Origin of the sequence: Daejeonella sp. (assembly GCF_044232565.1) — a bacterium.
Lineage (GTDB): Bacteria > Bacteroidota > Bacteroidia > Sphingobacteriales > Sphingobacteriaceae > Daejeonella.
The window spans coordinates 1-7313 of the sequence record NZ_JBIILQ010000141.1 but is presented as its reverse complement, the minus strand read 5'-3'; the positions used below and the strand labels follow the sequence as shown (position 1 = coordinate 7313).

Here is a 7313-nt window from a genome sequence, read left to right as displayed (position 1 = left end):
CTATTCAAATAATCCATTCGATCGAGGTCTAATTGTCCGGATACCAATTGGTGTAGAAATTTTTTATGATAACGATTATTAAAAATTTCTAGAGCCAATTCAAGCTTTCCGCCAAACTCACGATTTAAATTATCCATCAAAAGTGTGGAAATGTGTTCATGCGAAACCCCATCCACAATGGTATGTTCCAAAGCATGCGAAAATGGCCCGTGACCAATATCATGAAGTAAAATAGCAATAGTTACTGCCTGCTCCTCTTCAAAAGATATGGCTTGCCCCTTGCTTTTTATAGTTTCTATAGCAAAACCCATCAAATGCATAGCACCTAATGCATGATGAAAACGCGTATGTAAAGCCCCTGGATATACCAAGTGAGTCATACCCAACTGTTTTATGTATCGTAATCGCTGTACATAAGGGTGCTGTATAAGGTCAAACACCAAATCAGATGGGATGGTGATAAAACCATAAACAGGATCATTTATTATTTTTTTCTTATTCAAGATGCGAACCTTAGGCTACAAAAATTGTTATTTTTAATGACAATTGAACGTTTAATTAATCTCATTGGTCTAATAATTGCTAAATTTACTGTGCAATGCAGGAAACAACCATATTATGGGCCGACGATGAGATCGACCTTTTAAAACCACATATACTATTTCTTAACGAAAAAGGTTACAAAATCAAAACTGTAACTAATGGCAATGATGCACTTGACTGTTTCAAAAAAGAAAATTTTGATTTGGTCTTTTTGGATGAAAACATGCCGGGATTAACCGGACTTGAAACTCTTGCCAAAATAAAAACGATAGATCCGGATATTCCAATTGTACTCATCACTAAAAATGAAGAGGAATACATGATGGAGGATGCTATCGGATTTAAAATTGACGATTATCTAATTAAACCAGTAAACCCAAAACAAATTCTTCTTACGATAAAGAAACTTATTGATAATAAACGCCTTGTGAGCGAAAAAACATCCATGGCTTATCGTCAAGATTTTAGAACACTGGGGATGACAATTAATGAAAATCTTAGTTTTTCGGAATGGATAGATTTTTATAAAAAGTTGGTTTATTGGGAGCTATCTCTAGAAAAGTTGGAAGATGAAGGAATGCACGAAATATTAACTGTGCAGAAATCTGAGGCTAACGTTCAATTTTCAAAGTTTATTGAAAAAAACTATCTTAAGTGGATTAAGAATCCGGAAACTGGTCCAATTACTTCCAACCAATTATTTACTAAAAAGGTTTTTCCAGCCATGGAGCCAAAAAAACCTACATTTTTTATACTAATCGATAATCTAAGATATGATCAATGGAAAATGATCAATTCTATCTTAGTAGATTATTATCGCATTGAAGAGGAGGATACCTATTATAGCATTTTACCAACCGCTACGCAATATGCAAGAAATGCTATTTTTTCTGGTTTAATGCCCTTAGAAATGGAGCGACGCTTTCCAGAAATGTGGCAGAACGATGAAGACGAGGGCGGTAAAAATCTTTTTGAAGAAAAATTTCTTGCTGATCAGATCCAAAGGGTGATGCGTAAAGAATGCAAGCATTCTTACCACAAGATATTAACCTTTGAACAAGGGAAAAATATTAATGAAAACGTCAATAATTTAATGTCAAACGACCTTAATGTAATTGTTTATAATTTTGTGGACATGCTCTCTCATGCCCGTACCGATATGGCAATGATTAGAGAATTAGCAAATGATGAAGCAGCATATAGGTCATTAACACTATCCTGGTTTGAACACTCGCCACTTCTCGACCTCTTAAAAAAACTATCTCAAAAAAATATAAAGCTTATTATTACAACCGACCATGGCACAATTAGGGTTAAACATCCAAGTAAAGTAGTTGGCGATAGAAATACTAATTCAAACCTGCGTTATAAACAGGGTAAAAATCTAAACTATAATGCAAAAGAAGTTTTTCACATTAAGAACCCACATGAAGCAATGCTTCCAAAGCTGCACATGAGCTCTAGTTTTATTTTCGCGAAGGAGGACGGATATTTCGTTTATCCGAACAATTACAACCATTTTGTTAATTACTTTAATGAAACGTTTCAGCATGGGGGTATTTCAATGGAGGAGATGATTGTTCCTTTTGTAATTTATAGTCCTAAATAATTCTTTCTGTACTTTTGAATGATGGAAATTCTAATTGACAATGAAAGCAAACTTAAGGAGGCTGCAGTATCGCTACTCAATTTTGCTGGCAGTGAAAAAATATTTTTATTTCAAGGCGAAATGGGTGCCGGAAAAACAAGCCTAATTAAGTCGATTTGCCTACAGTTAGGAATACTCGAAAATGTGAGTAGTCCGACCTATTCTCTTGTTAATGAATATGTTTACCCACATGGAAAAGTTTACCATTTCGATTTTTTTCGAATTAAAAACGAATCTGAAGCCTTCGATCTTGGATTTGAAGAGTATCTCGTGTCAGGAGATTATTGTTTTATTGAATGGCCTGAAATGATTCCCAATTTATGGCCAGAAAGTTTTGTTAAAATAAAAATAATTGAAAATGAAATGGGGACAAGGAAAATATCAGCTCAAAAACATTGATAACCTTGATTTTATACCTAAGCTAATTTTTAAAAAAATCGTATCTTCCTGAAACTTATAAAACCCAAAAAATGAGTGAATTGTCAGACATTGCAAGACAGGCCATGATGCAACCGCAAGAGGCGATGTTAGAAGTTAAAAGAAAAAAAAATAGCCTTTACATTGGTATTCCTAAGGAAACATCATTTCAAGAAAATAGAATAGCGCTTACCCCTTTATCTGTAGGATTATTAATCCAAAATGGACATGAGGTTGTAATTGAAGCTGGCGCTGGGTTGGCAGCTAATTTTCTAGATAACCACTTTAGCGAACAGGGTGCCAAAATCACTTACGATAAAAAGGAGGTTTTTAAAGCTGATATAATCATCAAAATAGCTCCACCAACGGAGGAAGAAATAGCTATGATGAAAATGGGGCAGGTCTTATTCTCAGCTCTTCAAATGTCAACAACAAGGGTAGAGTATCTTCAAGCCTTGATGAAGAAAAATATTACCGCTCTGTCTTTTGAATATCTTAGGGATGAAGGCAATGTTTTAAGTGTGGTACGAGCAATGAGCGAAATTGTTGGGGCAACATCTGTATTAATTGCTGCCGAATACTTGAGTAATGTTTTTGAAGGAAAGGGTCTAATGTTAGGTGGAATAACAGGTGTTCCTCCAACCGAAATAGTTATTTTAGGTGCCGGCACGGTAGGTGAATATGCCGCAAGAACAGCACTTGCCCTAGGAGCAGAAGTTAAGGTTTTTGATAGTTCACTTTATAAACTTCGAAGGCTGCAAAATAATATAGGTAGCCGAGTTTTTACTTCTGTTATTCAGCCCGCTGTTCTCGAGAAAGCTCTTTGGTGCTGTGATGTTGCCATAGGCGCAATTCGCGCAGAACATGGTCGTAGTCCTTGTATTGTGACAGAAGAAACGGTGAGTAAAATGAAACCAAACTCTGTAATAATTGACGTAAGTATTGATCAGGGTGGTTGTTTTGAAACCTCAAAAATCACCAATCATAAAGTACCAACCTTCAGAAAACACGATGTAATTCACTATTGTGTTCCCAATATTGCTTCGAGGGTTTCAAGAACAGCAAGCTATGCGCTAACCAATATTTTTTCACCCATCATCATTGATATTGGTGAAATGGGTGGGCTAATGAACCTCATTTGGGAAAGACCTGGAATTAGGAATGCCATTTATCTCTATCAGGGTAAACTTACCAATAAAGACCTCTCCAATCGTTTTAATATCCCCATGAAAGATCTTGATCTTCTAATTGTATCTCAAAGGTAATGCGCACTTTTATTTTATTTATCCTCCTTTTTTTTACCCTCGGAACAAGGGCGCAACAAAATAATGCATCAAACTTGTTTATAATAAATGAGAAACATGCTTATGAATCTTCTGTTAAATCTGATAAAAACAAAGAGCTTGTCGAAATAAAAAAATGGATACCAAATATCAAACTGGATATACGTTACGCCACCAAAAATAATTTTGCAAAAAAAGCGGTGTATAAACAGGCTAGAGCATTTGCCCGACTTCCAGTTGTTGAAGCTCTTCGGAACGTTCAAAATGAGTTAAATAAATCGGGAATTGGCTTAAAAATATTCGATGGATATCGCCCATACAGCGTAACCGTTACATTTTATAATATCGCAAGCGATAAAAGTTTTGTTGCTAATCCGAAAGATGGATCAAGACATAATCGAGGATGCGCAATAGATCTTACCCTGATAAATTTAAAAAGTGGTAAAGAACTAGAAATGCCCACGCCATACGACAGCTTTGCTCCTGAAGCAGCAGCAGATTTTAACAAACTTTCGGAACAAGTAATAAAAAACAGAGAATTGCTCACAAAAACCATGGAAAAGTATGGATTCAAGGTTTTAAACAATGAATGGTGGCATTTTGATTTCAATGGTTGGAAAAACTTTGAAATTATGGATATTCCCTTCGAGGAGCTCTAAATAAATTAAAAATTTCTTGAATTTAGGATATTAATCGTATCCGCTAATATCTCAAGCTCTCCCATTTTGTGTACACTGCTTAACACAATTCTATTAAGTTTTTTCCCTTGTGGATCTGGATAAGGAAAAGAGGATATATGTATTCCTTTTGTTAAAATACCCTCAGCAAGGGCTTGATTTTCTACAAGGAAAACAGGGAAATCTTTAATAAAAAACATACCGTCTCCGATTGTTAACATTGCTATAAAATTATTTATGTTTTTCCTAAGCTTTATAAGTTCTTGATTATAAGTATGTTCTGAATGAACAAAAGCATAAAGAATTCCCGGTGAGGGTGGTGAACTTCCTGCATAAACTGGTGAAGTTCGAAGTTTATTGATTAGGGCTGAATTAGCAAGAATTAAACCTGCATCTATACCAAGTGCCTTTGCCATCGACGAAATCACTATTTTTTGAATATTAGGAAGCTCTGGAATTTTGGAATAAGTGCCTTCACCTTTTTCACCCATAATTCCGACGCCATGAGAATCGTCAACTAAAACAACTACTTCACGTTCCAAATCGATTCTCGAAAGCCAAGCAAAATCGAAAATTTCAGGTGTTAAATTATTTAAAGCATTACTAATTATTAGTATAGGCTTTTTAGCGCTATTTATCTCTTTAATAGCTTGCTCCACCCAATCGGTATATTTTGTTTTAGAAATTAAGGGAGCACCAAAATACAAAGCTGGGTGAGATTCTGGGGCATAAAGGAATTGGTGACTTCCGTGGTAGTGCTGAATCACCAATTGTGCTGCCAAATAACCACTTGAAACAAGAATAGAATCGTCAGATAAAAACCGTTTCGCAGCTACTTTCTCAGCCTCCGAAAAAATGTCAAGAGTGATATTATTGTTCCGTGAAGCTCCATGATTTATACCATATAACTCCATGCCCTCAAAAACTAATTTTCTGAAATCTTCATTAAATGGCATTCCCAGATAAGCAGTACCACTAAAAAAAAGTTTATTCGGATCTGAAGCCATTTATCTTTTGCCCCCTTATTTTACTATAGGATTACGATGTGGCTTTCCATACTGACTTGTGCTTAGAGCAGCCTTGCCCATGTGGTCAATTTTTACTTCAAAGAAAAAGTCATAATCATCATCTGTTAATGCTCCTAATGGACGATTAGCACCGAATGATTCAATGAGTTCAAGCACAGTGTTTGAATGCCCTATAATTAAAACCTTTTTGTTTTTAAACTTATTTATTACTAGATCCGATAGGTCTTTGTAATTATGTGCATCATACTCTTGAATTATAAGCCCATTTCGTTCTGCAACACCCGCACCGGTTTGCTTGGTACGTTTAAATTTTGATGAAAATACCGCATCAATTTTTTGATTTTTTAGTTTTTCATTTAAGGCTTTTACTCTCGCTTGTCCGATTTCACTTAATTCCGGATCTTGGTTTTTGGAATTGCTAATATCTTTCTCAGCATGTCTCACAATATAAATAGTTGTAGTACTTGGAATTGCATTACTACAAGCATAGGAGCAGATTGATAAAAATAAAATTAATATGATTTTTTTCATTGGGGGTGATAAATAAATGAGCTAAAGTCAGTTTTAAGTCAATCCCGGAATCAAATATAGCTCAATGGTTCAAATAGAACAATTTTATAGACTATTTAAAATTAAAGCTTTACGGTATCGGGACCCGAAATTTTAGTAACATGACAGCTGCAAACACCTCCAGCAATAAGGTACTCTGCTTGAACTTTAGCATTTGTTTTTGAATCGGTTGCAGAAACGAGCACATTATCCCCTTTTTCTGAAAGTTTTAAAATATCGGAGTCGCTAGCTACTACGTAAAGACCCTGATTAGTCATATCACTAACTGGGGTTATTATCTCTCCCGTTCGCTTATTTACAACTTTAAAATCCTTAACTATCTGTGGACTACCATTTGTATCCACAAACTTCACGGTTATCATTCTAAACTCCATTGTACACACAATATCTCCACAATCTGAAGAATCTGAGCAAGAAACTACTAAGGTAGCTATGAATAAAATAATAAATTTTTTCATTGTTTAATTATTTTGATGAATTAAGTTAATTATTTTTTCCATTTCCGGTCTAATCACAACGGTCGGAACTGTAAAATTATTATTCATAAAGGAAAATATATATTTTTTTCCTTTGCGGGTAACTAGATAACCACTCAAATTATGATTATTTGAAAGACTTCCTGTTTTAGCAAAAACATAGGGTTTTTCCGATTTAAAAAGATTTTTAAGAGTGCCTGTCTTTCCACCTTGAGGTAATAAATCAAATAATCTTTCCTCATCCGAAACCTCATCATATATCTTTTCGCAGAGCTTAACCATAGCGCGAGGGGTAAACAAATTTTGTCGAGAAAGACCAGATCCATCCACCCAAAGGGGCTTATCTGGCAAATCAGACAAATAATTTTTAATTACATAATCAATCACCACGGAAGTATTCATTTCCATACCCCTGGTTGCGGCAATATTCAATAAAATATGCTCGGCAATGAAATTATCACTAGGCAAAAGCATGTAGCGAAACAATGTGTCTGAAGGTATACTGTACCAGGTTTTGGCATCCAAGGGCTTTTTCAGGGGGGTGATTCCAGCGAAATTAGGAAAGCTTTGTTTCAATAAATCACCAACTAATTGATCCGTTACTTTGAAGGGTACGGTTTGACTAAAACCGGATGGGATGGAAATATTAGGAATGTGAAATTCATTGTTAA

Annotated in this window: 9 protein-coding genes; 4 read left to right on the top strand and 5 right to left on the bottom strand. The window is 35.2% G+C overall.

Annotation, left to right across the window (positions count from 1 at the left end; translation table 11 throughout):
• On the bottom strand, positions 1 to 503 hold a 503-nt coding region (locus tag ACILQF_RS08640; RefSeq protein ID WP_395627016.1), incomplete at its 3' end, for an HD domain-containing protein.
• Between the two features lie 95 nt (positions 504 to 598).
• Here ACILQF_RS08640 and ACILQF_RS08635 point away from each other — a divergent pair.
• The 4 genes from ACILQF_RS08635 (at position 599) to ACILQF_RS08620 (ending at position 4550) form a co-directional block, all read left to right on the top strand.
• Entirely contained in the window at positions 599 to 2152 is a 1554-nt protein-coding gene (locus tag ACILQF_RS08635) for a PglZ domain-containing protein (protein WP_395627015.1), read from the top strand.
• An 18-nt stretch (positions 2153 to 2170) separates the two neighbouring features.
• Positions 2171 to 2590: a tRNA (adenosine(37)-N6)-threonylcarbamoyltransferase complex ATPase subunit type 1 TsaE gene (tsaE, locus tag ACILQF_RS08630; protein ID WP_395627014.1), complete on the top strand. Its 420-nt coding sequence runs from the start codon at positions 2171 to 2173 to the stop codon at positions 2588 to 2590.
• 71 nt (positions 2591 to 2661) lie between these two features.
• Positions 2662 to 3873 (top strand): alanine dehydrogenase, encoded by a 1212-nt coding sequence (locus ACILQF_RS08625; RefSeq protein ID WP_395627013.1) that lies wholly within the window; start codon positions 2662 to 2664, stop codon positions 3871 to 3873.
• Positions 3873 to 4550, top strand: a complete 678-nt coding sequence (locus tag ACILQF_RS08620) for a M15 family metallopeptidase (RefSeq protein ID WP_395627012.1) — start codon at positions 3873 to 3875, stop codon at positions 4548 to 4550. The genes ACILQF_RS08625 and ACILQF_RS08620 overlap by 1 nt, the downstream gene beginning before the upstream one ends.
• Before the next feature lie 5 nt (positions 4551 to 4555).
• Here the strand turns inward: ACILQF_RS08620 and ACILQF_RS08615 are convergent, their stop codons facing one another.
• From ACILQF_RS08615 to ACILQF_RS08600, 4 genes are all read right to left on the bottom strand, one after another.
• Positions 4556 to 5575 (bottom strand): aminotransferase class I/II-fold pyridoxal phosphate-dependent enzyme, encoded by a 1020-nt coding sequence (locus tag ACILQF_RS08615; RefSeq protein ID WP_395627011.1) that lies wholly within the window; start codon positions 5573 to 5575, stop codon positions 4556 to 4558.
• A 15-nt stretch (positions 5576 to 5590) separates the two neighbouring features.
• Positions 5591 to 6127 (bottom strand): phosphoglycerate mutase family protein, encoded by a 537-nt coding sequence (locus ACILQF_RS08610; RefSeq protein WP_395627010.1) that lies wholly within the window; start codon positions 6125 to 6127, stop codon positions 5591 to 5593.
• 101 nt (positions 6128 to 6228) lie between these two features.
• Complete coding sequence (locus tag ACILQF_RS08605; RefSeq protein WP_395627009.1) at positions 6229 to 6624, bottom strand: hypothetical protein; 396 nt, start codon at positions 6622 to 6624, stop codon at positions 6229 to 6231.
• A 3-nt stretch (positions 6625 to 6627) separates the two neighbouring features.
• On the bottom strand, positions 6628 to 7313 hold a 686-nt coding region (locus ACILQF_RS08600), incomplete at its 5' end, for a D-alanyl-D-alanine carboxypeptidase (RefSeq protein ID WP_395627008.1).

Coding starts and splice junctions, on each gene's coding strand:
- ACILQF_RS08625 (WP_395627013.1), top strand. CDS start 2,662: ATGAGTGAATTGTCAGACATTGCAAGACAGGCCATGATGCAACCGCAA.
- ACILQF_RS08615 (WP_395627011.1), bottom strand. CDS start 5,575: ATGGCTTCAGATCCGAATAAACTTTTTTTTAGTGGTACTGCTTATCTG.
- ACILQF_RS08610 (WP_395627010.1), bottom strand. CDS start 6,127: ATGAAAAAAATCATATTAATTTTATTTTTATCAATCTGCTCCTATGCT.
- ACILQF_RS08605 (WP_395627009.1), bottom strand. CDS start 6,624: ATGAAAAAATTTATTATTTTATTCATAGCTACCTTAGTAGTTTCTTGC.
- ACILQF_RS08635 (WP_395627015.1), top strand. CDS start 599: ATGCAGGAAACAACCATATTATGGGCCGACGATGAGATCGACCTTTTA.
- tsaE (WP_395627014.1), top strand. CDS start 2,171: ATGATGGAAATTCTAATTGACAATGAAAGCAAACTTAAGGAGGCTGCA.
- ACILQF_RS08620 (WP_395627012.1), top strand. CDS start 3,873: ATGCGCACTTTTATTTTATTTATCCTCCTTTTTTTTACCCTCGGAACA.